General features: G+C 31.2%; 20 protein-coding genes. 7 read left to right on the forward strand and 13 right to left on the reverse strand.

Features of this window, described 5'->3' with window-relative positions; all coding sequences use genetic code 11:
- Positions 1–26: 26 nt before the first annotated feature.
- The 3 genes from RDK80_RS10350 to RDK80_RS10360 are packed head-to-tail and all read right to left on the reverse strand — an operon-like array spanning position 27 to position 2,835.
- Positions 27–707 (reverse strand): Crp/Fnr family transcriptional regulator, encoded by a 681-nt coding sequence (locus tag RDK80_RS10350; protein WP_308524230.1) that lies wholly within the window; start codon positions 705–707, stop codon positions 27–29.
- Between the two features lie 12 nt (positions 708–719).
- Positions 720–2,591 (reverse strand): cation-translocating P-type ATPase, encoded by a 1,872-nt coding sequence (locus RDK80_RS10355; protein WP_308524231.1) that lies wholly within the window; start codon positions 2,589–2,591, stop codon positions 720–722.
- Positions 2,592–2,619: 28 nt separating this feature from the next.
- The gene (locus RDK80_RS10360) at positions 2,620–2,835 is read right to left on the reverse strand and encodes a heavy-metal-associated domain-containing protein (RefSeq protein ID WP_308524232.1); all 216 of its coding nucleotides are present in this window, start codon (positions 2,833–2,835) and stop codon (positions 2,620–2,622) included.
- Positions 2,836–3,081: 246 nt separating this feature from the next.
- Here RDK80_RS10360 and RDK80_RS10365 point away from each other — a divergent pair, with 246 nt between their 5' ends.
- Positions 3,082–3,849, forward strand: coding sequence for a hypothetical protein (locus tag RDK80_RS10365; protein WP_308524233.1), 768 nt, complete (start codon positions 3,082–3,084; stop codon positions 3,847–3,849).
- Positions 3,850–3,858: 9 nt separating this feature from the next.
- On the opposite strand, the gene RDK80_RS10370 is transcribed toward RDK80_RS10365, so the two are convergent.
- Both RDK80_RS10370 and RDK80_RS10375 read right to left on the reverse strand, forming a co-directional pair.
- On the reverse strand, positions 3,859–6,114 hold the full coding sequence (locus RDK80_RS10370; protein ID WP_308524234.1) for an EAL domain-containing protein: 2,256 nt from the start codon (positions 6,112–6,114) through the stop codon (positions 3,859–3,861).
- Positions 6,115–6,153: 39 nt separating this feature from the next.
- Positions 6,154–7,182 carry a low specificity L-threonine aldolase gene (locus RDK80_RS10375; protein WP_308524235.1) on the reverse strand — a complete coding sequence of 343 codons (1,029 nt, stop codon included), beginning with the start codon at positions 7,180–7,182 and terminating at the stop codon, positions 6,154–6,156.
- Between the two features lie 175 nt (positions 7,183–7,357).
- Between RDK80_RS10375 and RDK80_RS10380 the strand changes: the two genes are divergently transcribed.
- Entirely contained in the window at positions 7,358–7,990 is a 633-nt protein-coding gene (locus RDK80_RS10380; protein WP_158220154.1) for a glycerol-3-phosphate acyltransferase, read from the forward strand.
- Positions 7,991–8,053: 63 nt separating this feature from the next.
- On the opposite strand, the gene RDK80_RS10385 is transcribed toward RDK80_RS10380, so the two are convergent.
- On the reverse strand, positions 8,054–10,135 hold the full coding sequence (locus RDK80_RS10385; RefSeq protein WP_308524236.1) for an EAL domain-containing protein: 2,082 nt from the start codon (positions 10,133–10,135) through the stop codon (positions 8,054–8,056).
- Positions 10,136–10,455: 320 nt separating this feature from the next.
- On the opposite strand from RDK80_RS10385, the gene RDK80_RS10390 reads away from it, so the two are divergent.
- Entirely contained in the window at positions 10,456–10,839 is a 384-nt protein-coding gene (locus RDK80_RS10390) for a helix-turn-helix domain-containing protein (protein WP_094903246.1), read from the forward strand.
- 291 nt (positions 10,840–11,130) lie between these two features.
- On the opposite strand, the gene RDK80_RS10395 is transcribed toward RDK80_RS10390, so the two are convergent.
- Positions 11,131–12,768, reverse strand: a complete 1,638-nt coding sequence (locus RDK80_RS10395) for a DEAD/DEAH box helicase (protein ID WP_094903244.1) — start codon at positions 12,766–12,768, stop codon at positions 11,131–11,133.
- Positions 12,769–12,997: 229 nt separating this feature from the next.
- On the opposite strand from RDK80_RS10395, the gene RDK80_RS10400 reads away from it, so the two are divergent.
- The 4 genes from RDK80_RS10400 (at position 12,998) to RDK80_RS10415 (ending at position 18,746) form a co-directional block, all read left to right on the forward strand.
- Complete coding sequence (locus RDK80_RS10400; RefSeq protein WP_308524237.1) at positions 12,998–14,761, forward strand: diguanylate cyclase domain-containing protein; 1,764 nt, start codon at positions 12,998–13,000, stop codon at positions 14,759–14,761.
- Between the two features lie 81 nt (positions 14,762–14,842).
- Entirely contained in the window at positions 14,843–15,007 is a 165-nt protein-coding gene (locus RDK80_RS10405; RefSeq protein ID WP_143598578.1) for a C_GCAxxG_C_C family protein, read from the forward strand.
- 269 nt (positions 15,008–15,276) lie between these two features.
- The gene (locus RDK80_RS10410; RefSeq protein ID WP_308524238.1) at positions 15,277–16,833 is read left to right on the forward strand and encodes an ABC-F family ATP-binding cassette domain-containing protein; all 1,557 of its coding nucleotides are present in this window, start codon (positions 15,277–15,279) and stop codon (positions 16,831–16,833) included.
- 143 nt (positions 16,834–16,976) lie between these two features.
- Entirely contained in the window at positions 16,977–18,746 is a 1,770-nt protein-coding gene (locus RDK80_RS10415) for a M3 family oligoendopeptidase (protein ID WP_308524239.1), read from the forward strand.
- A 52-nt stretch (positions 18,747–18,798) separates the two neighbouring features.
- Here the strand turns inward: RDK80_RS10415 and RDK80_RS10420 are convergent, their stop codons facing one another.
- From RDK80_RS10420 to RDK80_RS10445, 6 genes are all read right to left on the reverse strand, one after another.
- Entirely contained in the window at positions 18,799–19,761 is a 963-nt protein-coding gene (locus RDK80_RS10420; protein WP_308524240.1) for an LCP family protein, read from the reverse strand.
- 88 nt (positions 19,762–19,849) lie between these two features.
- Positions 19,850–20,998, reverse strand: coding sequence for a double-cubane-cluster-containing anaerobic reductase (locus RDK80_RS10425; protein ID WP_308524241.1), 1,149 nt, complete (start codon positions 20,996–20,998; stop codon positions 19,850–19,852).
- 191 nt (positions 20,999–21,189) lie between these two features.
- Complete coding sequence (hydA, locus tag RDK80_RS10430) at positions 21,190–22,590, reverse strand: dihydropyrimidinase (protein WP_308524242.1); 1,401 nt, start codon at positions 22,588–22,590, stop codon at positions 21,190–21,192.
- Positions 22,591–22,675: 85 nt separating this feature from the next.
- Entirely contained in the window at positions 22,676–23,161 is a 486-nt protein-coding gene (locus RDK80_RS10435; RefSeq protein ID WP_308524243.1) for a DUF1097 domain-containing protein, read from the reverse strand.
- A gap of 77 nt (positions 23,162–23,238) precedes the next feature.
- A complete protein-coding gene (locus RDK80_RS10440; protein ID WP_308524244.1) occupies positions 23,239–24,477 on the reverse strand; it encodes a M20 family metallo-hydrolase in 1,239 nt (412 codons plus the stop codon).
- 309 nt (positions 24,478–24,786) lie between these two features.
- Positions 24,787–26,865 carry a methyl-accepting chemotaxis protein gene (locus RDK80_RS10445; RefSeq protein ID WP_308524245.1) on the reverse strand — a complete coding sequence of 693 codons (2,079 nt, stop codon included), beginning with the start codon at positions 26,863–26,865 and terminating at the stop codon, positions 24,787–24,789.
- Between the last annotated feature and the right edge of the window lie 58 nt (positions 26,866–26,923).

A 26,923-nucleotide genomic window follows, 5' to 3' on the forward strand; every position in this document is an offset into this window, starting at 1 on the left:
GAGTAACCTCTAATTTAAATTAGAGGTTACTCTATCTTTTCTAAAGCTTCTATATCCAGTAAAATTATTCTTCTATGACCAATTAATTTTATAATTTCCATATCCTGAAAAACTGTTAGCTTTCTACTTAAAGTCTCTTGACTCATTCCTAAATGAGATGCAAAGTCTCTTTTACTCATCTTTAAAGATACTTCCCCTTTTTCATTTGACATATTAATTAGGGTAAGAGCCAGCCTTCTTTCTACTCCATGAAGGCTTATATTTTCTATCAAATGTTCTGCTTTTTCTAATCTTTGACTTAGCTCCTCCATTACTTTAAATGCTATGGCAGGATATTTTTTCATTAACTCTTTTAATTTTTTCCCATCTATCATACATGCAACTGTCTGTGACAGTGCTTCTCCGTTATCAGTTAATGGCAAGGGACTAAAGATAGATAGTTCTCCCATAAAATCTCCAGGTCCCAATACTCTAATTACCTGTTCTTTGCCCGAATCTGTAAATCTAGTTATTTTTACTTTTCCAGAATGTATTACGTAAAGTTTATCTCCTTTATCCCCAGCCGTATATATCATTTCACCTTTTTCAAAGTTTTTTTCTCTTGTTATCCTAGCTACTTCCATCATTTCTTCATAAGTTAGATTGCTAAAGATTGGAACTATCTCTATACAATTTTTCCCTTCTCTTTTAAAGCAGTTACAATCCATTTAAACATCTCCTTAAATCTCTAACATTTTCTTCGATTTGCCCCTATCTCCATATCCTAAAAGTCTAACTGCATTAATTACAACTAGCAAGACAGACAATTCATGGACTAACATTCCAAAGGATAAATTAACCGTTTTAATCAATACTCCTGCTAATAATAATGCTGCTACAGCTATAGCAAAGTAAATATTCTGTCTCATATTATTTACTGTAGCACGGCTTAATCCTATGGCATGGGATAGTTTTTTTATTTCGTCAGACATCAACACTACATCTGCTGTTTCCATGGCCACATCTGTTCCTGCACCACCTATGGCAATTCCTAAATCAGCTGAAGCCAATGCTGGCGCATCATTTACTCCATCCCCTACCATGGCTGCTACGCCATATTTTTCTTGCAATTCTTTTAATACCCTAACCTTATCTTCTGGTAAAAGTTCTGCATAAAAATCGTCTAAGCCTATTTCTTCGGCAATTGCTTTAGCAGCTCTTCTATTATCTCCAGTAAGCATTACTATTTTTTCTACACCCAATTTCTTTAGATTAGATACTAATTTCTTAGCATCTTCCCTTACAACATCAGCAATGGATATAATCCCTAATATTTGCATCGTATCTCCAACTATTACAGCAGTCTGTCCTTTTTGTTCTTCAGATTGTAGATATTTTTCTACATTCTCTCCAATACTTACCTTATTCTCTAAGAATAATTTTCTATTTCCTATTAAAATTGTTCTACCTTCTATCTTAACTTTAAGACCTTGACCAGTTATTATCTCTGACTCCTCTGGCATTTCATCAATTTTTCCTAGATCATTTTCTGCCCGAGCCAGTATTGCACGAGCTAGAGGATGTTCTGAATATCCTTCTCCTATTGCAGTTATTCTTAGTAACTCTCTTTCTTCTATATCATAGGATTTTATATGGGTTACCATTGGTTTCCCAACAGTCAATGTTCCCGTCTTGTCAAAGGCTAAAACTTTTATCTTCCCTAAGTTTTCCATTATCTCTCCTCCTTTGACTAACACACCATGCTTTGCCCCATTTCCTATACCTGCTACAATAGATACAGGGGTTGATATAACCAAAGCTCCCGGACAGGCTATAACTAATAATGTAAGAGCTAATACCAAATCCTGAGTCACTAGATATAATCCTATTGCTAATACTATTATAGCAGGAGTATAATATCTTGAAAACTTCTCAAGAAATTTTTGAGTTTTTGCTTTCTTATCTTGAGCTTCTTCTACCATTTGAAGTATCCTTGCAAACGTAGTATCCTCTCCTACTCTCGTTGCCTCAATTACTAGATATCCAGACTCAATTATTGTTCCTGAGAAGACACTATCATCTATATTTCTATTAACAGGGATTGACTCTCCTGTAATAGCTGACTGATTTACATATGCTGAGCCTTCTACAACATTGCCATCTACAGAAATCTTTTCTCCTGGTTTTACTACTACCTGATCTCCCTTAACTACTTCATCAGGAGAGATTATTATTTCAACTCCATCTCTCATTACTCTAGCCGTATCTGGAGCTAAATCCAGCAAAGCTTTAATTGAAGACCTAGTTTTTTCTATAGTTCTAGATTCTAGGTAATCGCCTAGCATAAATAGAAATGTTACAGCTGCTGCTTCCCAGTATTCCCCTATAAACATTGCACCTATGACTGCTATGGATACTAGAGCATCTATTCCTATTATCCAGTATCTTGCAGCAGATATTGCATTTCTGAGTATTGGAGTACCTGCAATTATGGCTGCGAGAATCATGACCACAGATGTTATTATTTGCTCTCCTATTGTATTCTTTAATATAAAAGCTATTGCTACTAATATCCCTGATATCCAAACTCTTTGGGCCTTGGTTAATTTCATTATACTCTCCCCTCTTAAACTTTACTTATTATTTTTCACTTAAAACGTCAAATCCTAATTTTTCAATTTTTGCTACTATATCTTCTGAGCTTAATATTGATTCATCGAAAGTTGCTTTAACTCTAGATGTATTAAATAAAACTTCTCCTGTAGAAATACCTGTTGTCTTCTTTAACATTCCTTCAATTTTAGCCACGCAGTTTGGGCAAGTCAATGTTTCTAATTGATAAGTTTTTGTTATCATATATATTACCTCCTGTTTTTATTGTTTGTAGCTTTATTATAAGCTAGAATAGAATAATTTACTTTGACCTAGGTCAAAATTTCGTAATTATTTTGGAGAGTTTCTTTAATAATTACCCTATTTTTATATTATTAATTAGATCAGATAGATTTATTATATTTTATCATTGTAATCAATTCGTAATTCTATGTTCCTTGTAAAGAATATAAAATTATGTTACCCTATACTATAAAGGATGGTGATGATATGAAAAATTTAATTAGAAAAATCTCTTTAATGTTAGTAGCATTAATGGTACTAGTCATTTCCTTTGGTTGTACTCCTAAGAGCAATCCTGCAGCAGAAGAAAAGATATCTACAAATCTAGGTTTCTTAAGTGAAATAAATACAGAGAATGGAAAAAATTACATTACTATTTCTACAAATGAAACAACTCTAAAATTAGAGGTAACAGATAAAAGCCTTGTAGATAATCTGGCTGTAAATGAATATTATATGGTAGCCTTTAATCAGGACAATATAGTGAAATCAATAGAACCAAATTCATTTATAAAAGATTTAGTTGAAAAATATGGAAAACCAAATGGAGAATCTGGAGATCTAATTATTAAGGCTACAGACAAAGTTGATTATAATGACTTAACTTTGCTTGATTCCGTGAATATAGACTTTAATAAAGATGGAACAGAAGAAACTATAGAGTTGTACACAGTTGCTCAAAGATACAATGGTGAGATTGCTTGGGATGATGGTCAAAATTGGGTACTAGTTGCAAGAGATGCTGATAACGATTATATTCTCTTTAATGATTATGTTCAATTAGGCGGCATAAGTTTTTATGCATATTTTGAAGGTGAAGATTTTGTAGTAACTACAGTTCAATCAGGTACGGCAAATTTAAAACTTACAGAATATAGATTTGATAAAGAATCCAATAGTTTTATTAGTAAAGTAAACTTTACTACTCATGGTGATGTAAATATGTTCCACCAAGCACCTTTAGGATACAAATAATAAAAGCCCTTATACAGGGCTTTTTTCATTTATCATCTCATCTATCTTTTCCTTTGATACTGGCTTACTAAAATGGTAACCCTGAGCTATATCACATTTCATTTCCTTTAATATCTCTAACTGTTCCATATTTTCTACCCCTTCAGCAGTTACCTTTAAACCCAATTGTTTTGCTAAAACAATTATCGTATTTGAAATCATCTTATTTTTATCATTTTTCTCAATATCCCATATAAAAGATCTATCTATTTTAAGCTCAGATACACTCATTTCATTTAAATAATTTAAACTGGAATATCCTGTCCCAAAATCATCTATAGCTACTGCTATCCCAAGGTTTTCTAACATATTTAAAATATTTAATGTATAATCTATGTCTGATATAGCCGTGGTCTCTGTAATCTCCAAGGTAAGATTCCTTGGATTAAGTTTTGACTCATTTAAGGCATTTATTACTTCATTTATAAATCTTCTATCTTGGAACTGCCTAGCTGAAATATTCACAGACATAATAATATCATGTCCTAAATCAATCCATTTTTTTGCTTGAACTGCAGCCTCCTTTAATATCCATTCTCCCATTTGGATTATCAATCCTGTTTCTTCAGCTAAAAAAATAAACTTATCCGGGTATAGGAGTCCTTGTTCTGGATGATTCCATCTTACCAAAGCCTCTACCCCTCTGATTTTTCCTGTTAATATATCTATTTGAGGTTGGTAATGTAATACCAACTGATTATTTTCTACAGCTTGTCTCAATTGATTTAAAAGCATCATCTTCTCAAGACCTTTAGACTGTATCTCTTTTCCATAAAGATAGTAAGCATTTCCTCCAAAATCCTTCGCTTTATACAATGCAAGATCAGCATTTTTAATTATGGACTGAGAATCCAGTCCTCCTTCTGGATATAATGCTATACCAATACTAGTAGTTAAATATAATTCATAATCCTTAACATAATATGGTTTTTTAAAATCTTCTATGATAATCCTTGCTAATTCCATTGCATCATCACTATGCTGAATACCTTTAAGTAGTATATAGTACTCATCCCCTCCAATTCTCGCTACGATATCTTCTTCTTTTACTAACTTCTTAAGTCTCATACCTAAAATCTTTAATACATAATCTCCTACATAGTGACCTAATGTATCATTTATATGTTTAAATCTGTCTAAATCTAAAAGTAACACTGCAAATAAATCATCGTTTTTCTCTAAATTTTCAAATATACTATTTAATTCTTCTATAAAATAAACTCTATTGGGAAGTGACGTGACTGGATCATAATACGCTAAATTATATATCTCTTTTTGATGTTTTATTAAACCTTCATTGGCTACTTCAAGTTCATTAGTTCTCTTTAATACTTCTTTTTGAAGTCTTTTATTATAGAAGTACAAAAATAAGAAAATTAAAGATATTATCGTCACTACAGATATAATTTGTTTTCTATAGGCATTATATGTCATCTTAATGTAGGACATATCTTCCCCGAACCATTTTTTATAAATATTATCATAAACCTTATTTCTTTTAATAGTTTCTAAGCCCCTCTCCAATGTTTGGAAAAGCTCTTCGTTATCTTTTCTAACAGCTGGTCCATACTTTGCAGTAGAGATAGGTTCTCCTACAACTTTAACTAATTCTGTCATTTTATTTCTCTGCAGATGATATAGTCCAACTATTTTATTTCCTAAAGCTGCATCTACTTCTTTATTTCCTACTGCAATCAAGGCTTCCTCTTGACCATTTTTAGGATAACCAATTACTCGAGGTATTTCTAAAATTAGAGATTCGTTATAATCATTTTTTTGATAAGCTACCTTTAGTCCTTCTAGGTCTTCTAATTCGTTTATATGTACAGTGTCCTTCGCTGCAAAAATCACTTGCTCATTGACAACTGTAGGTAGAGTGAATTTATATTTTTCTAGCCTTTCCTCATTTTGGGACATACCTATAATGCCCTCGACTTCATTTCTGTCCAAAGCTAGTATTGCGTCATTCCATTCCATTGGTATAATCTCGATTTGTAAATCCATCTCATTGGCAATTGCATTTATTATATCAACATTATATCCTTTATAGTTACCGTTTTCATCAATGTATTCATAAGGCGGATGATTATGATCTCCTGCAAATCTAATAGTTTTTGAACTATTGTCAGAATAAACATTTTTACTATCTATAAATAGGCTTTGGATGGAAATCAAAGTTAGTACTATTAATAATACTATTATATTTTTCTTCGTCTTGGATCTCATAATCATCCCCCTTTTAATCATATTTCCCCATTAATCTCCCTATATAATTCCCTTTATCTCTTTAGCAAATTTAATAAATTTATCTATATCTTCCTTATTAGTATCGAAGGATGTAACTAGTCTAACTAAATTTGTTTCTTCATCTATTACATAAAAATCAAATTTTTCTTGCAGAGATTTAATTAAGTCCCTTTCCATATATGCAAATATCATATTAGTCTCTGGTTCAGATTTTAAGGTGATTCCTGAGATTCCAGATAAGCTGCTTGCAAAGTATTTACCCATATTATTTGCATTTAATGCATTTTCTCTCCATAAGTCGTCACTTAAATATGCGACAAATTGTGCAGATACAAACCTCATTTTAGACAATAATTGCATTCCTTGCTTTCTATAAAATTTAAAAGCTTTACTTAGATCTTTATTTAATGAAACTATAGCCTCTCCTATCATCATGCCATTTTTTGTTCCACCAAAGGATAGAAGATCCACTCCTGTATCTGTTATCATCTCTTTAAAAGTGGTATTGAGTGCCACTACTGCATTAGCTATCCTTGCGCCATCTATATGTAATAGCATATTATTTTCATGAGCAAATTCAGCTAATTTTTTAATTTCTTCTACTGAATATAGTGTTCCAGTCTCAGTAGTTTGAGATATGGAAATTATCATAGGCTGGGATTGATGTTCGTCTCCTAAAGAATGAAGAAAACTCTTTACCCCTTCCCTACATATCTTTCCGTTTTCAGTTGGTATCTGTAATATTTTTGCTCCACTAAATTTTTCTAATGCTCCACATTCATCTACATTTATATGAGCTGTATTTGCACATACTACTGCCTCATATGGCATCAATAATCCACTAAGCCCAATAACATTTGCAGCTGTACCTGTAGTTACAAAATATACATCTACATCAGCTCCTAATTGTTCTTTTATTTTGTTTATGGCTTCTTTAGTTGTATTATCGTTACCATAAGAATAATCATGACCGCTGTTAACATTTAACATAGCTTCCATTACCTTGGGATGAACTCCAGAGTTATTGTCACTCATAAACATTTTCATATTTTATCCTCCTTAAATCAAACTTATCTATCTGTCAATGCTACGAAATTACCAATTATAGACATTATTATACTATATGCGACAGTTAAACTAAATAGGTACATTGGCATATTATAGGAGATATTATTATAATACATTTTATGATATAATATACTGTATTGACGGAGGTGATACGTTGAAATCTTATTTACTCGTTATTATTATAGGGTATTTATTCGGCTGTCTACAGTGGTCCTATATACTTAGTAAAACTTTTTTAAATGTGGATATCAGGACACTTGGTGCTGGAAATGCTGGTGCATCAAATACTGTAATATCCCTAGGATGGAAATGGGGTGTCCTAGTTGCCGTCTTAGATATATTAAAAGCAATTATTTCTATTTTAGTTATCAGATATTTATTTAAAATTTCTCATCTAAGTGAAAGTGTTTTTCTTCTGTATTTAAATGGTCTTTTTGTAATCCTTGGTCATGATTTCCCATTCTTTATGGGTTTTAGAGGTGGAAAGGGTGCTGCATCTCTTTTAGGTATGTTAATAGGTGTAGATTATAGATTTGGCTTATTGGGCTTCCTCATAATTTTGCTTATAACTGTTTTTACTGACTATATAGCCTTAGGTACTATAGCCATGAACTTATTTCTATTATTAGCAACTATTTATTTTAATCTTGGACTTGGTCCAATAATCATATCTGCCCTTCTTGTGATTATAGCTATTTATCTTCATATACCAAATATTAAACGTATAAGAGATAAAGAAGAAAAAGGGCTGAGGGGAACCTTAAAGAAAAAAATCAAAAATATATAGGGAACGGTTATTCAACCGTTCCGCCCCTAAAAAAATTTATTCATGCCTTTTAAATCGCCCCTTTTAGCATAAACAAATTTTATTCTTTCCATTCCTTTTTAATAACTCTTCAATTTTATATGCTTCAACTGGTTTACTAAACAAGTACCCCTGTACAAATGTGCATCTATTTGCATTTAAAAACTTTAATTCTTCTTCTCTTTCTACCCCTTCAGCAGTTAAAGTAATATTCAGGCTTTCAGCTAGAGATATGATTCCCTTTACAATTTTAGATTTATTAATATTTCCATCTACTCCATCGATAAACATTCTATCAATTTTAATATTATTAATATTCAACTCACATAGTTGTCCTAGGGAAGAATATCCAGTACCAAAGTCATCTATGGCTATTTTTATTCCTAATTTCCTTAACTCCTTTATTGTATCCTGAATCAATTCATAGTTTTGGGTAAAAAAAGTCTCAGTTATTTCCAACTGAAGATATTGAGGTTTCAGCATAGATTTCTCCAATATCTTTTTTATCCTTTTAGTAAAATCAGGTTTTTCTAATTGCAAAACAGATACATTTACAGATATGTATATAGGATCATATCCTAATTCTTGCCATTCTTTATTCTGACTACATGCTTTTAGCAATACCCACTCTCCTATAGGATGTATCATACCTATCTTTTCTGCTATTGATATAAATCTAGCAGGTGGAATTATACCTTTTTCTCCATGATTCCATCTGATTAAAGCTTCTGCTCCAACTAATCTATTCGTATCAATACTATATATTGGTTGATAATCTAAATACAATTCTTCTTTTAATCCTAATTTTAATAAATCATTTTTCATCCAAAAATATTCTTGAATTTCTTTATCCAAAGATTTTTCAAATCTAGTGGTATTATTATTGTTTTGTATCTTGCATTTATTCATAGCAATATCTGCTTTCCTAATTAAAGTAGTAGAATCCATTCCGTCATCAGGATATACTGCTATTCCAATACAAGTTGTTATTTGAAATTCACCATTACCTACAGAAAAATAATCTTCAAGGTTTTTTATAATATTATTAGATAATCTCTCGACTTCATACAAGGTATCTATTCTAGGCATTAAAATAGCAAATTCATCTTCGCTAAATCTTGCAACAGTATCTTCTATTCCTACGCTAGCTCTTAATCTTAGTGCAAATTCTTTCAATACCTGTTCCCCAGCAAAATGCCCTAAAGCATTCTTTATCTCTTTAAACTCATTAACCTTTAATATAAGTATTACTAACTTTTCCTTAGTATTTTCATTAGAATTATTCTTAAATACTTCATAATCTAAATTATCCAAGAAAAACTTCATATTAAATAGTCCAGTTAAACTGTCATTATAAGTAAGCATCTTTATCTTATTTTCTTTTTCTTTAGTCTCTGATATATCAGAATAGATGAAATAAGCTCCAATAAAATTTCCATTCACTACTATAGGACATATGAGCAACAGTAAATCTAGGGTACTATCATCTCTCCTTTTTATTCTAACTTCTCTCCGTATACATTTACCCTCTATTATTGATTCTCTGAAATCACAAAAAGGATCATATATGGTTTGTTCACATAATATTTTTGTAATATCTTTATTTACTATTTCTAATAAATCATATTGAAAAGCCCTCTTAAATTTATCATTAATATTCAATATTCTAAATTCAGCATTAACCATTGCAATAGCTTCAGGAGAATTATTAAAGAGATTATCAAAATAGATTTGATTGATCATATAGTCTTTTTCTAACTTACTCTTTTCTTTAATATCATGAATAACTGAGAATAATAAATTCTTATCTCCAGCTTCTATAAAACTACTAAATACTTCTACATCTCTTATTTCACCGTTAAATAATTTATGTCTAAATCTAAAAAACTTTCTATTTTCTAGTTCTGCCTTCTCTATTTCTTTAGATATCTCTTTTTGAGTTAAGATATTTATATCTGAAATATTCATAGAAAGTAATTCTTTTTTTGAGTATAAATAATAATCACATGCTGCTAAATTAGCATCATCAATATTTCCTGTTTCAGCATCTATAATTATCATGGGTGTGAGACTATTATTAAAGGCTTCTTTATATTTACAATTGTGTTCTACAAATTGTTCCTTCAAAATTTCTCACCTCTGCTTTTTACATACTACAAATTGCTTAAATTATCTCTTTAAATTTACCATTAATCAATCTAATATTATATATCTAAAACCGAATAGTCAGCTAATATATCACTTAGATAGATACTGAATTTTCCTAATACCCTACTTCTAAGCTTTATTTGAAAATTAAATATTTAAACTCAGGATTAATAATTATATATTAGCATAAAATATTATCATTGACAACAAATGTTGACATTTTATTGCATTTAGACCCTTTTTGAAGACAGCCTATAGATTTGATTGTTTTTATGCTAGGATATTTATGAGGTGATGCCATGACTTTTGGAGAGCGTTTAAAACTGCTTAGAGAAGAGAATTCTTTAACTCAAAGTGAGTTAGCTAAAAAATTAAATATTAGTAGACAATCTGTTAGTAATTATGAAAATGGTTCGCGTTTTCCTAATGATGTGCAACTCCTTGTGAAGATTTCTGCACTTTTTTGTGTCTCACTAGACTACCTTATAGGTTTATCTAATATTAGACTTTCTCTCCCAAACCAAGATATGGAAAAGAATCCTCAATTTATGGAAAATAATGAAAGCCCTTATTCTACTAAAAGAAATGTACTAGAAGAACTTTTTTTAGAAATTGATAATATGCCTCTGGAAGATATTAAAAAGGTTATTAAATTTATAAAAGTAATCAATGGGAAATTATAACTTATAAATTTAAATAAATAATTATTTTCCCCATACTCCTCTAGGAAAGTTAGTATAAAAACATTTTTGTAGCTTTAATTCTATTTTGATTTGATTGGAAAAGAGTACTTATTTTTCCTAATTGAAGAATATTTTATTCTAATTCAAAAAAAGCTTAAAAAATCTAAAGACTCTGATTCTATGTCTCTTTAGTATAGACATTTTTTCAGTCCTATGATTCTTCTAAGCTTTTTCCATTCTAATAATATCTCATATATTTAATTTTGTTCTATAATTTATTCTCTATTAATACTATTTCCTCTTAGGATTCGCTATTTCAGCTTTAACCTTTGTTCCTTTTATTCTTACTCCATTTAATATTTCTAAGACATCCTCCGTATAATCTCCTGGTATCTCTACAAATGTAAATTTATCATATACATCTATATTTCCTACTAGGTTTTTAGTTATACCTGTCTCCTGAACTATAGCCGCTAATATATGCCTTGGACTTATGCCTTTTTTCTTCCCTATATTTATGTGAATTCTTGTTGAAGAACCTGATGATTTAAATCCTGTAGGTTTACCTCCTGTAGGTTTGCCTCCTTTAAGCTTCCCTCCAAAATCCACCATATCTAACTCTTCGTGACCATCTAGTCTGTTTTCAGCCATGTAGAATTTCAATAGTGCAGCTGCTATATCAAAAGAGGTATAATCTTCTTCAAGTAAGGTCTCGATAATCTTTTCATATTTACTTAAATCTTCTTTGTCAATCTCTTCTTTTATTTTTCCAAGCATTATTGTAGTATAGTTTGCTTCTATATCCTTAAGAGTTGGTAAATCCATTCTTGTAATTTTTGTTTTAGTATATCTTTGTATGTCTCTTAATTTATAGATATCTCTTCCTGCTACAAAGCTAAAGGCCTTTCCTTCTCTTCCTGCTCTGGCAGTTCTACCTATTCTATGGACATAATATTCCTCATCCTGCGGCATATCATAGTTAATAACTAAGTCCACGTCATCTACATCTATTCCTCTTGCTGCTACATCTGTAGCTATTAAAATATCTATGGTACCTTTTCTGAACTTACCCATTACAGTATCCCTTTGGTTTTGCTTCAAATCTCCATGAAGTCCATCTGCAAAATATCCTCTTCCTTGCAATTCTTCAGTTAATTCATCTACCTTTTTCTTTGTATTGCAAAATACTACAGTTAACTTTGGATTGTACATATCAACAAGTCTAGATAAAATCTCAGTTTTCATATGCTGTTTTAGCTCAAAATAAACTTGCTCTACCTTTGGTACTGTAAGTTCTTTATGAACCACCTTAATGATCTCAGGATTTGCCTGATAACTTGCAGCAAACTTCATAATTTCTGGGGGCATAGTTGCTGAGAAAAATATGGTTTGTCTTTCTTCCTTTAAATCATTCATTACAAGGGCAATATCATCTCTAAAACCCATATCAAACATCTCATCCGCTTCATCTAGTACCATCATGCTTACATTATCTATTTTTAGAGTTCTTCTTCTTATATGATCTAGAACTCTTCCCGGTGTACCAATTACAATATTAACACCCTTTTTTAGAGCTTTAATCTGCCTATCTATTGGTTGCCCACCATATATAGGAACTACAGATATACCTTTTTTATATTTTGCAAGTTTTCCGATCTCTTCAGCTACCTGTATTGAAAGTTCTCTAGTTGGACATAGAACTAATGCTTGAACATAATTTCCATTTGGATCACATCTTTCAATAATAGGGATACCAAATGCAGCTGTTTTACCTGTTCCTGTCTGCGCTTGCCCAATAATATCTCTGCCCTCTAATATTACTGGTATAGCCTGGGATTGAATAGGAGACATTTCCTCAAATCCCATATCACAAATTCCCTTTTGTACTTCTTTCGATAAATTCATATCCTCAAATCTTAATTTTTCCATGTATATAAAATCGTCCTCCTTAATCTATAACCTATTAAGTATACATATAATGTTAACTAATTGCAAGAAAAATATTAGTTTATATCTGATTGGTCAATATAATTGTTTCCTTTATAGTATACCCTTAATTATGAAACTTCTCTTATTATCTTTATTTAGTTTCCACTAATATTTAATAGGGTATATATGGAAAAATTAGGTCTTATGATCCATTCTAGGGGATGATTTTATGTTTACCATAGAAGATTTTCAAATGATGCTTGATAGTACTCCTGTAGGATATGTATATCATGAGCTAATTTATGATGATAAGTATATACCTATAGACTTGAAAATATTAGATTTCAATCCTTCTTATCTAGAAATTATTGGAATCAAAAATATAGAAATACAAGATAAATATATATTGGAATTGTTCCCAAGCATTAGAAATGAAATTCCACAGCTATTTGAATTAGTAACTGATGCTATTTTGCACAATAGACATACCTTAAATTCTGTATATATACCTAGTTTTAACAAATGGCTAAAAATACATCTATTTTCTCCTAAGAAAAACTTCTTTATTGCCCAATTCATTGACCTAACTAAAGAAAAAAAACTAGAAGCTAGTCTAATACAAAAATCCAATGAACTGGAGGAATTAATAAATTCCATTTCTGATTTAGTCATAGCAATTAACTTTAATGGAAGTATTATCAAAGTAAATCAAGCTTGGGAAAGAGTCTTAGGCTATAATATTAATGAATTAATATCACATCAATTTATGTCCTTTCTTCATCCAGAAGATCTAGAGTTTATATATGAATCATTTAATAATGGTATAATTTTTGATCCTAATTATATTTTGAGAACTAGAGTATTAAAGAAAAGTGGAGAATGGTTATATCTTGAATGGAAACTAAGTTTTTATGAGGATATTGCTTATGCTGTTGGAAGAAATGTTACAGAAATCATTGAAAAAGAGGAACAGATTATATATCTATCTTACCATGATAAATTAACTGGCCTTTACAATAGAGCTTTCTTTGAAGAAGAGTTAAAAAGGTTAGATAATAATCGTCACTTACCTCTATCAATTATTATGGGTGATGTAAATGGTCTTAAAATAATTAATGATGTATTTGGTCATTTAGCTGGAGATAGAATGCTACAATCCATTGCTGAAATACTTAAAGTTTCCTGTAGAAGAGGAGATATTATAGCTAGATGGGGCGGAGATGAATTTATCATTTTACTCCCTAACACTTCCAGTTCAATAACTGAAGAAATAACTGATAGAATATACAGCAATTGCAAGGATAGAGAATTAGATATGCAATATGCTAATATTTCTTTAGGATATGCTGTTAAGGACCACAATGATATGGATATAATGAAGGTTTTAGTTGAAGCTGAAAATAATATGTACAAAAATAAGATAATAGATGGAAAAAAAGTTAGAGATATAATAATCTCATCTATGATACAGTATCTTTTTGATGGAAATTATGAAATCAAATATCATATTGATAGAGTCAAAAATTATTCTCTTGCATTAGCTAATAGATTAAATCTATCAAATAGTGATAGAAACAAACTAATTCTTCTTGCAGAGGTCCATGATATTGGTAAGATTTCTATTTCTAAAGAAATATTAGAAAAACCTAGAGAACTAGATGAATTAGAATGGAATGAAATAAGAAAGCATCCCGAAATAGGATATAGGATTGCTAAGTCAATACCAGAATTAGCTGACATTGCAGAACTAATCTTATATCATCATGAACGTTGGGATGGTAAAGGCTATCCCCATGAACTAAAAGGAGAAGAAATTCCATTACTGTCTAGAATATTTTCTGTTGTAGATGTTTATGATGCTATAACTCAAAATAAGCCCCATAGAAAGGCAATGTGTTTAGACGAAGCTATAGATTTCCTATTAGAAAATAAAGGCATTCAATTTGATCCTTATATAGTAGATTCCTTTATAAAGATTTTGCTTCAATATTAAAATTTCTAATGTTATACTAATTTATAGTAAAAATTTATGGAGGTCTATAGGGTTTGGTTGAGGTATGGGAATTGAATCTGTATGTGGCGCACTTACTCTGCTGGAGTTATGGTATTATCATATAAATATGTGAATAATGTTGCCCATGAAAGTGATAAAGTTAAAGAAGTGAGTCAAAGACTTTTTAGAGAGTTTATGGAAAAAATGAATAGTATACAATACGGATATCTCAAAAAGGGCATGTAGAAAAGGGGATATAGGCTGTTCTAATATTATCATAAAAACTGCTGAAATATCGGATAAATTAATGATAGAATAAAAAACTAGACTAGGGTCTAGTTTTTTTGTATAATCTTTAGAGATGATTTTATCCGATGGCTTACAATTCCACGACTTCCACTTCTATAAGTAAAAGTCGGGAATTGCATAGCCTCTGGATAACACGGCTCTGCGTTCAGAGGGAGTTAAAACTCCCCCTGAACTGAGTCTTAGTTTATCAATGAGAGGAGATACTAATGAGTATTTTAACTGTAACAAATCTAAGTCATGGCTTTGGTGATAGAGAAATTTTAAAGAATGTATCCTTTAGGCTACTGAATGGCGAGCACGTAGGTCTAATAGGCGCTAATGGAGAAGGTAAATCTTCTTTTATGAATATAATTACTGGAAAACTAGAACCTGATGAAGGTCAAATAGAATGGGCTAAAAGAGTTAGAGTTGGATATTTAGATCAGCACACATCACTAGAAAAGGGTCAAAGTATTCGTGATGTGCTAAAATCAGCATTTAAGTATCTATTCGATTTAGAGCAGGAAATGCAAGATATGTATTTAAAAATGGGTGATGTATCTGAAGATGAACTTACTGCTCTACTTGAAGAGGTAGGTACTATACAGGATATATTAGATCATAATGATTTTTATATAATAGATGCAAAGGTAGAAGACATTGCAAGGGGCCTTGGTCTTGATGATATTGGTCTTGATAAGGATGTAAATGATTTATCTGGAGGGCAGAGAACCAAAATACTTCTTGCTAAATTATTGTTAGAAAAACCAGATATTCTATTACTTGATGAGCCTACTAACTATTTAGATGAACCACATATAATATGGCTAAAAAGATATCTTCAAGAATATGAAAATGCTTTTATTCTTATATCCCATGATATTCCTTTCCTAAATTCTGTTATAAACTTAATCTATCATATGGAAGATAAGGAATTGACCAGATATGTAGGAGATTATGATAATTTTATAAAAGTATATGAAGCTAAAAAGGCTCAATTAGAAGCAGCATATAAAAAGCAGCAGCAAGAGATTGCAGAGCTGGAAGACTTCGTAGCTAGGAATAAGGCCAGAGTTGCAACTAGAAATATGGCAATGTCCAGACAGAAAAAACTAGATAAAATGGAAATAATAGAGTTGGCTCGTGAAAAACCAAAGCCAGAATTCAATTTTAAGGAAGGCAGAACTGCCGGAAGACTTATATTTGAAACTAAGGATTTAGTTATAGGCTATGATGACCCTTTATCTAAGCCATTGAATCTAACAATGGAAAGAGGTCAGAAAATAGCATTAATTGGAGCTAATGGTCTAGGTAAAACTACTTTATTGAAAAGTATCCTTGGTGAGATTAAATCTGTATCCGGTGGAGTAGAGCTTGGTGATAATCTTCAAATAGGATATTTTGAGCAGGAAATCAAGGATAAAAACAATAATTCCTGTATTGATGAAATTTGGCAAGAGTTTCCCGGATATACTCAATATGAAGTTAGAGCTGCTTTGGCAAAGTGCGGGTTGACTACTAAGCATATTGAATCTAAAGTAATGGTTCTAAGTGGTGGAGAACAGGCTAAAGTAAGACTTTGTAAACTCATTAATAAGGAAACCAATGTACTCATACTAGATGAGCCTACTAACCATTTAGATATAGATGCTAAAGAAGAGCTAAAAAGAGCCTTAAAAGCTTATAAAGGGAGTATTCTTCTTATATCCCACGAACCTGACTTTTATAAGGATGTAGCTACTGATATTTGGAACTGTGAAAATTGGACGACAAAGATATTTTAATGTAAAAAGGAATCTTCTTGAAGAAGGTTCCTTTTGTATTTAAAGTTGAGAAACACTTTATTTAGAGCCTCAAAATAATTCTTTCTCATTTGCCAATATATGCTATAATATAGTTAACTAAATATTTTGAAAGGTGGGATAATATGCGTTGGAGTTTAAATGAATTATATACTTCTTTCGATTCTAAGGAATACATCTCTGATCTAGAAAAACTTGACAGCTTAATATCAGAATTTAGTAAATGGGCTAATGATAATTTGAATTCTACTGACAATGCCATAGAAAAAATAGAAGTATATGTACAATATTCTAGTACCATAAACACGTTATTTTCAAAACTTTTCTCCTTTGCATCTCTTACAAATGCAGTAGAGGCTAAAAATGAGAAAGCTCTTCAATATCTTGATAAATTGAGAGTGAAAAGTTCGGATCTAACTAAACCTGATGTTCAGTTTCAAAGCTTTATGAAAAATATAGATAACTTAGATGAAATAGCAAATTCATCAGAAGTATTAAAGGAGCATAAATTCTATTTAGAGCAAATTAAAGAACGAACTAAATATATGCTTAGTGAGAAAGAAGAAATACTTATATCAAAAATGTCAAATACTGGCTCTTCTGCATGGTCAAATCTTCAAAATATGGTATCATCTACCTTATTGGTAGATATAAATATAGATAGAGAAGATAAACAGCTTCCACTTCCAGCAGCTAGAAACCTTGCATATGATAAAGATCCAGTAAAGAGAAAAGCAGGTTATGAAGCTGAACTAAAAGCATATAAGAAGATAGAGGAATCTTCAGCTGCTGCATTAAACGGAATCAAAGGTGAAGTAATCACTACTTCTGAATTAAGAGGATATCATTCTCCCTTAGATGAAACCTTAGTAAAATCTAGAATGGATGAAAAAACTCTATATGCAATGATTATAGCTATGAGAGAGTTCTTACCAGTATTCCATAAATATTATAGAAAAAAAGCAGAATTATTAGGATATGAAAATGGACTTCCATTCTATGAAATGTTTACGCCTATGGGAGAAGTAAATAGAACCTTTACTTATGATGAAGCAATGAAATATATAATAGATAATTTTAGGACCTTCTCTAATAGACTAGCTGATTTCGTACAAAATGCCTACGATAATAATTGGCTAGATGTAGAACCTAGGGAGGGTAAAAGAGGAGGAGCATTCTGCTCAAATTTGCATCCTATAAAGGAAAGTAGAATATTATCTAATTTCAATGGAAGTTTTTCAAATATGACTACATTAGCTCATGAATTAGGACATGCATATCATGGACTTAATTTAAGAAATGAATCTATATTAAATAGTAGATATCCTATGCCAATAGCAGAAACAGCTTCTATCTTCTGTGAAACAATAGTGGTTAATGCAGCTCTAAGAGAGGCCAGTGATGAAGAAGCTCTAAGCATACTAGAAGCTTCCATATCTGATGCAGGTCAAGTTATAGTAGATATCTATAGTAGATTTTTATTTGAATCAGAGTTATTTGAGAGAAGAAAGACACATGCCCTTTCAGTAAATGAACTGAAAGAAATAATGATGGATGCTCAAAAACAAGCTTATGGAGATGGATTAGACCATAATGTCCTTCATCCATATATGTGGTTAAATAAACCTCATTATTACTCCGCAGGACTTAACTTCTATAACTTCCCGTATGCCTTCGGATTATTATTCTCTAAGGGATTGTATGCAGAATATCTAAAACGAGGAGAAGAGTTTGTAAAAGAGTATGATGAACTATTAAACGCTACAGGTAAAAATAATATAAGAGACGTAGCTCTAAGAATGGGCATAGATGTTCACGACCCAGAGTTCTTCAGAAATTCATTGAGATTAATTGAAAAGGATATAGAAAAGTTTATAGAATTAGCAAGTAAATAATTTCTTAAAACAAATTCCCCCTTTGGTTTTTTATACCAAAAGGGGAATTTAATTATTCATTAAGTAAATAATCATTAAATATGTTTTTAATCAACTTTTCAGTTTCTATTTCATCATAGAGGTAATAGGATGTTGAGCCAATATATTCTCCTTCTCCCGGAATTATATCTGTCTTAATATTTTCCATATCAATCTTTTTTGCATTTGTTGCAGCCTTTAATATAATATTAAGAGGAATATTAGTCTCTACATTCTTATAATATGTTTTTATTAAATTCTGTAGCTTAAATAAATTTTTAAACTTTAAAGTTTGCTTTATTAGCTCCTTCATAAACATCTGCTGAGCTTTAATTCTTCCAACATCTCCCTCGGGATATTCTACTTTACTGCCATCATTATTTTTTCTCCACCTTAAAAAATCATGGGCATTCTTTCCATCTAATGTTTGTAATCCCTTCCTTATATTTATATTAAGGGGAGTAATCTCAGGGTTAGTATCCTTATATTTCATATCAAAGGGTACATCTATTTCCACCCCACCTATAGCATCCACTACTTCCATTACAACGTTATAATCTACCTTTACATAGTAATCTACATCAATACCCAGAAAATCTCTTACAGTTCGCATCGTAAGCTCTGGTCCTCCATAGGAATGGGCATGATTTATTTTATCCTTCTTCCCTTTTACTAAAACTCTCGTATCTCTTGGTATAGATAGTATATTTGTTTCCCCAGTATCAAAATTAACTTTAAATAGCATCATAGTGTCTGTACGGATACCCTTATAATTCTTAACTCCATTAGCATCTACACCCATCATTAAAAAGAGAATTTCATTTTTTATCTTTTGTTCTATTTTATTGTCCTCACCTAGATCAATCTCTGGTTTATTATTATCTTCTATAGTTGGTATATATCCATTATCTAAAAAAACATCTTTCCCAAAAACCATAAATACTAACCCAAAACATATAAATGATAAAATAAATGATAACAAAAATTTCTTTTTCATTTAAACACCCCAATTTTAGTTGGAATTTGAAACAATTTATTATATATTATCAATATATGATATTTCTGTCAATATTTTGGTGATGTAATTACAGTATCTCCAAGAAAGCATTTATTCTAGTATTTATTTGTCCCATGTCCAGCTTTGAGTAATCTGTTTCAATATATAAATATGGCTTATTCTTTTTCTCTGTCACAAATCTCTTTACATTGTAAGATTCCACACTAAATGTATGACAAGCTTGAAGAACCACTTCTATTACTCCATCTATCTCATATTCATCTATCATCTCATCCAATGCCTGAAATCTTCTTGGGTTTGGCGTCATAACAGAACAACTAACATTTAAATATTTTTCTGTTAAGGCATCTATTGGATCTATTGTTTCATTTACTAATACCATCTTTTCTCTAACTCCACTACAATTTTCAAAAGCCACTATATCTGCTCCTGAATCCTCTATGGTCTTTAGTACCTTTTCTCTAACTCCTCCTACTGGACATCCAGTAATAAGTATCCTTGGTCTATTTGTCTTAGTCCCCTTTAATTCATTTTCATATTTATCCTTTAGTTCTCTAGTTCTTTCTTCTATAAAATTACATTGAGATCTCCTATCGAATTGAAAGCCCAAAGCTTCCATTGTTTCATTTACTTCACGTCCTGATATTGGGGAAGGATTTAATTTACCTAACTCATAAAAATCCAAAAGCACTTTTCTTTCATGATTTCTTTCCTTTATTTCTTCTCTCAAAATTTCTTCTGTAATTTCTATATTAAATTTTTCTTCTAATACTTCCTTTAGTCTAACTAGTTCTTCTCTCCAATATCTAAATGCATGGTCTTTATCTTGTCCTTGCGGTAAATGCATAACATGAGTTGGCCTTAATTCTCCTAATAATTCGTACATCTTTTTCTTACCATCACAAGTAGTTTCTCCTACTATTAAATCTGAAAAATAAAAATATGGGCATGTTTCTGATACCGCAAAACCATAACTAGATTTTATAAGAGGGCAAAGATTTTTAGGCAAGTGTTTTTCAGCATGTGGTATTGGTACATCAGATGTGCCGCATAAACTCACTGCTACTGCCCCTGCTGCATGTATAAGTTCAATAGGTGTATATGTACAAAAAATTCCTACAACTGGAGTTCCTCTCTCTTTTAAAGCTTTTACTTTTAGGAAGCCTTCTCGTCTAGCTTCTTCATAGCTCTCAAAATTCTCTGGTAATTTTAACATATATGTCACTCCTTTAACAATCATTCATATCATTATATAAAATTTAATAAAAGATAATCAAATAAGGATTTTCTATAGTTAAGTTTTCAATATAGATATAAATGATATTGTCAAAACAAACGAAAACCACTCCAATTTTCAGTGTTTTCACTAAAATTGGAGTGGTTTATTCTATATAAAATTTATTAAGTTTATTTCTTTATGCCATCATAGCAAAGACCATATGGTTTTCCTGGAACGAACTCTCCTTGTCCTTTTTCACCTATATATTTTCCTTCATCTACTACTAATTGACCTCTTAAGAATACCTTTTCCGGTCTTCCTATTTGTTCAAATCCTTCATAAGAGTTGTAGTCAACTCCTTGTAAGCTTGTTTCATTTGATATTATTGACTTAACCTTTGGATTATATATTACGATATCAGCATCATATCCTATACCAAGATGTCCTTTTTTATCTCCAAGACCATTGATTTTAGCTGGTTTAGTTGCAAACAAATCAACTAATTGTGATCTTGTTATTTTTCCTGTTTCAACTCCAGCAGTCCACAATACTCCTAATCTATTTTCAAGACCTGGTGCTCCATTTGGAATATTTCTAAAATCGTCTTTACCCATATGTTTTTGCTCTGCCCAGTTAAATCCGCAGTGATCAGAACTTATTGCATTTAACCATCCATTTTTGATTGAAGCCCATAAGTAATCTATATCATCTTGCTCTCTAAGTGCAGGTGAACATACATATTTAGCACCTTGGAAATTAGGTTTTGCAAGATTTTCTTTATCGAGTGTTAAATAATGAGTACATGTTTCTCCGTAAACTGGAAGCCCTTCATCTTGAGCACGCTTTATTGCATCAACTGCACCTTTTGTAGATACATGAACTACATATAAAGGAGCATCCATAAGCCTAGCGATGTTAATTGCTCTTTCAGTTGCCTCAGTTTCTACCATTGGTGGTCTAGATACTGCATGATAGTAGGGTTCAACATTTCCTTGTTCAACACATTCTTTTTGTAGAACGTCTATTAAGTCAGCATTTTCTGCGTGTACCATTATAGTAACTCCTGCATCCTTTGCTTTTTGCATTGACTTAGCAATAACATCGTCATCACAATGGAAGAACATACCCTTGTATGCCATAAATAATTTTACTGTTGGATATCCAGCTTCAGGAAGCTTCGCAATTTCATCGTATACTCCAGTTGAAGGATCTATTATTATACCATGGAAAGAATAATCTACCATAGCTATTCCTTCAGCGTTTTCTTTTCTATATTCATCTATTGTATCAATTAGGCCTTTTCCTTTTATTTGATTAACAAATTCAATTACTGTAGTTGTTCCACCTACTGCTGCTGCATTTGAAGTTTCAAATCCTCTAACCTTTGAACCGTTAAATTCAAATGAAAAATGAACGTGTTGATCAACTCCTCCTGGCAATACATACATTCCTTTAGCATCTATTACTTCATCAGCCTTAGAATCTAAATTATTTCCAATTGCTATTATTTTTCCTTCATCTGCTAGAATATCACCTTGATACTCATCCATTGCAGTAACTATAACACCATTTTTAATTAACAAACTCATTTTTAATTTCCTCCTTTAATTTTATGACTTCACTACAACACTTATTTTTAGTAACAGTTTAATAATACTGTTAAATAAAATAATCCTAATTATTCTCTCTTAAGACCATCTTATCCTTTAATATGATGGAATCAAGAAAGGCACCAAATTTTACTGATATTATACCAATGATTAAACCTATTGATGTAACTACTATTGAATGAAACAGGCTTCCTGATGCAAAGTAAATATTACAACTTACAAATGTGACTGAACATACTGCAAATAATGGAAAGCTTTGAGCGATTGTCATGGTAAATCCAAGAGCTACTACTACTAAAGCTGAAGTTATTCCTGAAGTATTTAATGCCATCTGAGTATAAACAGTTAAATATGCCAGAATAGGCCCTAATACTATACACGGAAAACTTTTTTTACAAGCTTCTAGATTACCTCCTGTAAAAAAGAATAAAGACCAACCAATAAATCCAGGCCATGCAGGCACTCCAAGCTTTTCAGCAATTAAAACCCAAATTCCAGATAGTAACCCAACTGATATAGAAATTCCTAAGTTTTTCTTAATTTTAGCCACCTCCCTTACTACATATTTTGATGCATGATATTATATTTTAAAACAATCCACCTTTCATACATTAAAAGGTTTTTTATTTACTCATTAGCTAGTTTAATTACTGTTTTTAATAATAAATCACAGCCTAACTTAATATCTTCAAATTTAGTAAGTTCTTGTGGACAGTGACTAAGTCCTTTAATACTCGGTACAAATATCATACCTACATCTGTTATTCCTGGCAACATAGCTGAATCATGAACTGCCCCGCTATTCATTTTTATAAAGTTATATTTATTTTCTAATGCAGTATCTTCGATTATATTGATAATCTTTGATGAAAGTTTGACACATTCTGATTCACCAATTAAGTCAACCTTATATTCAAGTCCACGTTTTTCTGCTACTTCTTTTGTTTTACTTATTAGCTCTCTAGCTACTATTTCCATTCCTTCAGTTTCTACATCTCTGATATCTACATTAAATTCTATTTGCCCTGGAATAACATTTGATCCATTAGGCTGACAATGAATTTTTCCTACAGTTGCAACTGTATCCTTTAGAGCTTTTTCTTTTGCTGCCTTTTCCATATGAATAATGATTTCAGCAGCACCTACCATAGGATCTTTTCTTAAATACATTGGAGTAGAACCAGCATGATTAGAAACTCCTTTCAATTTTACCTTATAGGTTTTCATACCTACTATGGCCTGTACTATACCTATAGAAATTTGTTCTGAGTCAAGTATTCCTCCTTGTTCAACATGAAGTTCAACCATTGCTTTCACTTCTTCTTTCTTTAATATTTCATTTTCTACATTATCTACATCTAATCCAAAATCCTTCATGACTTGGTAAGCACTGATACCATCATCATTTTTAATTTTCTTTAAATCCTCCAATTTATATGCACCAGTTAAAATCTTACTGCCAACCATAGTGCTTCCAAAGTTTGAGCCTTCTTCCTCTGCAAAGGCAATCAATTCTATTGGATTGTTAATCTTTACATTATTTTCTTTTATTACTCTTATGACTTCCAATGCTGTTACAACTCCAGTAAGTCCGTCAAACTTTCCACCATTGGCAACAGTATCAATATGAGACCCCATCATTATAGAAGGTTTGTCTTCATTATTATCTATATACTTAGCCCTAATGTTGCCAACACCATCTACTTTAATAGATAAGCCAAGGTCTTTCATTTCCTTAATTAAATATTCCCTAACTTCACTATCTTCTTTACTATAAGAAAATCTTGTGCATCCCATATTTGGAGTGGCTGTAATTCTTGTTACATTTTCTATATCATTTTTTATTCTTTCAATACAGGATTCCAACTTTGTCCCTCCTTCGTTTTTATGTTTGCTTATATTAATTGCAAGACCCATGCCAATTGTTAATAAATATTTAAATGTGGATTTTAGGGCTTTTTCTCATCAACACCTTAAATAAAAAAAGAACTTGATGAAAATAATCATCAAGTCTTTTGAAATATTTCATCATTATTGAAATATAACTTGATTTTACAAATCCCTCCCATTTCATTTTGGATGAAATAAATCAAAAGAGAGCTGAATCATAGGTATTTCTATGATTCAGCTCTCTTTTATTATAAATATGAGGTTCTGCTTCAATAGAAGCTTTTCTTATAATTTAAATCTTCCAACCAATCCATTTAGTTTTTCTATTACACCTGCTAATTTTTCTGTATTATTTAATATAGTCTCCATTGTTGCCGCCTGTTCCTCCATTGAAGCTGATAACTCTTCTGTAGATGCTGCTGTTTCTTCTGTTACAGAAGATATACTTTGAATAGTTAGTATTACATTTTCTTTCTCATTATCTATTATTTCCAGCTTTCCATCTAGCTGATTTATAGCTTCTATAGATATTAATATTGCTTTATATATTTCATCAAAACCTTTTTTAACTTGTTCTAGAGTATTGTTTGCATCATTTAATGATTCTTCTGATTCATCCATACTTACCTTTGTAGTTTCAACTTCAAATTGAATTGCATTTAATATATCTTCTATACTCTTTGTAGCATGTCCTGTTTGCTCTGATAATTTTCTTATTTCATCTGCAACTACGGCAAATCCTCTGCCTGCATCACCTGCTCTAGCCGCTTCTATTGCAGCATTTAGAGCTAATAGGTTGGTTTGTTCAGAAATACTCATTATGGTATTTAATATACTTCCAATGGATTGAGATTTTTCTGATAGAGAATTGATGTTCTCTGCAACTAGTTGGGTAGATTTATTTGCTATATTGAATTTTTCAACCATGCTATCCATTGCCTGTGAACCTTCTTCATTTATCCCTTGTGCTCTAGTAGAACTTTCTACTACTATTTGTCCATTTTCTACTGCTGCCTTTATTTCATTAGCTAATATATATAATTTCTCTGAACCAGTTTCTGCATCTTCTGCTTGCCCCATAGAGGCCTGTGCTAGTTCCTCCACAGTTTTTGATATATCATTTACAGACTGAGTGGTCTCATGAGTAGCTGTAGTTAAGCTATTGGTATTTTCAACTATATTTGTTGTTGTATCTTCTATTGCTTTTATAATACTTCTCATTTCCCCTTTTAAAACTCCAGTGGCCTTAAATATTGCTCCTACCTCATCTTTTCTATTAAGAAAAACTTTCATTTTCTTGGTTTCTTCTATGTCAGTTAAATCTAATTTAGATATCTTATTCAATATATCTGTTGCAAATACTATAGGATCAGATATCTTCTTTCCTAAAATAAAAGATAAGAATATTGAAATCATAGATGCTACTATAATTACCATGGCTATAAAATTAGTAGTAGTATATACCTTGGCTAGTATTTCTTTTTTAGGAATGGATAAGATTACGACTTTGCCGTCATATAGTTTTGAAAACGCTATAATTTGAGTTTGTCCATCAAACTCATCTTCAATTATTCCGTTTTCTTTATTCTTTATTTCTTCTACAATATAAGCATATTTTCCATTTTCTATAGTCTCTAAATTTGTATTCTTATCTAAATTAGGATGAACTAGAAAGTCATAATCTTTATTAAGCAAAAAAGCATAACCAGTGTCATATAACTTTACATCTTCAACTTCTCTTATTAAATCCTTTACGCGTAAATCCACCCCTATTACCCCTACGGTTTGCTTATCAACTATAATAGGTGCTGAATAGGTCATTACATTTAAGTTTGCATTATTAAAATAAGGGTCACTCCATGTTCCTTTACCTGCTCTTATGGCATTATAATAGAATGATACCGAAGGATCATCTGGACTCTTTCCAGCTATATCTGTAGGTAAAGATTGTGTTAATGTCCCATTGTCATCTATTCCCGCCCAAGATCCTTCAGTCCTGCCAGTATATTTAGGATCTATTGCTATGTAAATCCCTGCACATTTTCTAGTCTCTTGGGTTATTCCCCTAACCATAGGACTTAGAATGGTATCACTGTAATTAACTAGATATCCTTCTTCATCTAGCCTTGACATATCCATGGTTCCTTTTAAGACTTGGTATAAATCGTTATGAGTGCCTTCATATAGAACTAAATCTTCATTAAAATATCCAGAATATATTTGTGCTGTACTAAGAAGATTTTCTTTAGTATTTTCCTCTATAACCCTTATACTTCTGAATATACTTGTACCTCTCACCACTAAAGACATTGCTATGGCACAGCTTAGAACTGTTAGTATGATTCTTGTACTGATTTTTTTCAACTATCTCCCCTCTTTCTTAATAATTGTCAGTTACTTTCCTAAATATTATTAATATTCG

This window comes from uncultured Tissierella sp., from assembly GCF_902479755.1.
In the GTDB taxonomy this organism is placed as follows: domain Bacteria; phylum Bacillota; class Clostridia; order Tissierellales; family Tissierellaceae; genus Tissierella; species Tissierella carlieri.

Bases quoted from the DNA above. Each gene is read 5' to 3' on its own strand.
- RDK80_RS10350 (WP_308524230.1), bottom strand. From the start codon at position 707: ATGGATTGTAACTGCTTTAAAAGAGAAGGGAAAAATTGTATAGAGATA.
- RDK80_RS10355 (WP_308524231.1), bottom strand. From the start codon at position 2,591: ATGAAATTAACCAAGGCCCAAAGAGTTTGGATATCAGGGATATTAGTA.
- RDK80_RS10360 (WP_308524232.1), bottom strand. From the start codon at position 2,835: ATGATAACAAAAACTTATCAATTAGAAACATTGACTTGCCCAAACTGC.
- RDK80_RS10365 (WP_308524233.1), top strand. From the start codon at position 3,082: ATGAAAAATTTAATTAGAAAAATCTCTTTAATGTTAGTAGCATTAATG.
- RDK80_RS10370 (WP_308524234.1), bottom strand. From the start codon at position 6,114: ATGAGATCCAAGACGAAGAAAAATATAATAGTATTATTAATAGTACTA.
- RDK80_RS10375 (WP_308524235.1), bottom strand. From the start codon at position 7,182: ATGAAAATGTTTATGAGTGACAATAACTCTGGAGTTCATCCCAAGGTA.
- RDK80_RS10390 (WP_094903246.1), top strand. From the start codon at position 10,456: ATGACTTTTGGAGAGCGTTTAAAACTGCTTAGAGAAGAGAATTCTTTA.
- RDK80_RS10395 (WP_094903244.1), bottom strand. From the start codon at position 12,768: ATGGAAAAATTAAGATTTGAGGATATGAATTTATCGAAAGAAGTACAA.
- RDK80_RS10400 (WP_308524237.1), top strand. From the start codon at position 12,998: ATGTTTACCATAGAAGATTTTCAAATGATGCTTGATAGTACTCCTGTA.
- RDK80_RS10405 (WP_143598578.1), top strand. From the start codon at position 14,843: ATGTGGCGCACTTACTCTGCTGGAGTTATGGTATTATCATATAAATAT.
- RDK80_RS10410 (WP_308524238.1), top strand. From the start codon at position 15,277: ATGAGTATTTTAACTGTAACAAATCTAAGTCATGGCTTTGGTGATAGA.
- RDK80_RS10415 (WP_308524239.1), top strand. From the start codon at position 16,977: ATGCGTTGGAGTTTAAATGAATTATATACTTCTTTCGATTCTAAGGAA.
- RDK80_RS10420 (WP_308524240.1), bottom strand. From the start codon at position 19,761: ATGAAAAAGAAATTTTTGTTATCATTTATTTTATCATTTATATGTTTT.
- RDK80_RS10425 (WP_308524241.1), bottom strand. From the start codon at position 20,998: ATGTTAAAATTACCAGAGAATTTTGAGAGCTATGAAGAAGCTAGACGA.
- hydA (WP_308524242.1), bottom strand. From the start codon at position 22,590: ATGAGTTTGTTAATTAAAAATGGTGTTATAGTTACTGCAATGGATGAG.